Below are 1,200 nucleotides of genomic sequence, written 5' to 3' on the forward strand. Positions count from 1 at the left end.
CCAGCGACACCAGCCAGTTGATCAGCCGCCTGCTGGCCCGCGAGCAGGGCGCCGACAGCGCTCAGGTGGTCGCCGACCCGCGCAGCAACGCCTTGCTGGTGCGCGGCAGTGCCGACAGCCGCGAACGGGTACGTGCGTTGCTGGCGCAACTGGATCGTCCGGGCGATGCGTTGCGCAGTTCCAACACCCAGGTGATCTACCTGCGCCATGCCAACGCCGCCGAGGTGGTCAAGGTGCTGCGAGCCTCAGCCAGGAGGCGGCAGCGCCAGTGCCCGAAGGCGACAAGGACGCCAAGGCGTCGGCCCCGGTCAACCTGTCGGGCATTCGCCTGGAGTATGAAGAGGGCACCAACGCGGTGGTCATGGTCGGCCCCGACAGCGAGCTGGCGGCCTACCGCAACATCGTCGAGCAACTGGACATCCGCCGTGCCCAGGTGGTGGTCGAGGCGATCATCGCCGAGGTGTCCGATTCGCGCGCCCAGGAGCTGGGCGTGCAGTGGCTGTTCGCCGACGAGAAGTTCGGCGCCGGCGCGGTCAACTTCGGTACCGGTGGCGCCAGCATCACCGGCATTGCCGGTGCGGTAGCCGGTGGCGACAACGCCGCGCTAGGCAAGCTGCTGTCCGGCGTCAACGGCGTGACCGCCGGCATCGGCAACTTCGGTGGCGGGTTCAACTTCGCCATGCTGGTCAATGCACTCAAGAGCAACAGCGGCTTCAACCTGCTGTCCACGCCCACCCTGCTGACCCTGGACAACGCCGAGGCGTCGATCCTGGTCGGCCAGGAAGTGCCTTTCGTCACCGGCTCCGTGACCCAGGACAACACCAACCCCTACCAGACCATCGAGCGCAAGGAAGTGGGCGTCAAGCTGCGCATCAAGCCGCAGATCAACAGCGACAACACCGTGCGCCTGGACATCGTGCAGGAGGTGTCATCGATCGCCGACACCGCCTCGGCCAGTGACGTGATCACCAACAAGCGCGAGATCAAGACCAAGGTCATGGTCGAGGACAACGGCCTGGTGATCCTCGGTGGGCTGATCAGCGATCAGGTGACCGAGAGCAATCAGAAGGTACCGTTGCTGGGTGACATTCCAGGCATCGGCCGGCTGTTTCGCTCGTCCGGCAGCCAGGGCGTGAAGCAGAACCTGATGGTGTTCATCCGCCCGAAGATCATGCGTGACGGCGCAAGCCTTGCCAGCCT

1 pseudogene is annotated in these 1,200 nt (G+C 65.6%); it reads left to right on the forward strand.

Annotated features, from left to right (window positions below):
* Window positions 1-1,200: pseudogene (gspD, locus tag G3436_RS26380) on the forward strand (type II secretion system secretin GspD); the annotation flags it as partial.

This window comes from Pseudomonas brassicae (assembly GCF_010671725.1).
Lineage (GTDB): Bacteria > Pseudomonadota > Gammaproteobacteria > Pseudomonadales > Pseudomonadaceae > Aquipseudomonas > Aquipseudomonas brassicae.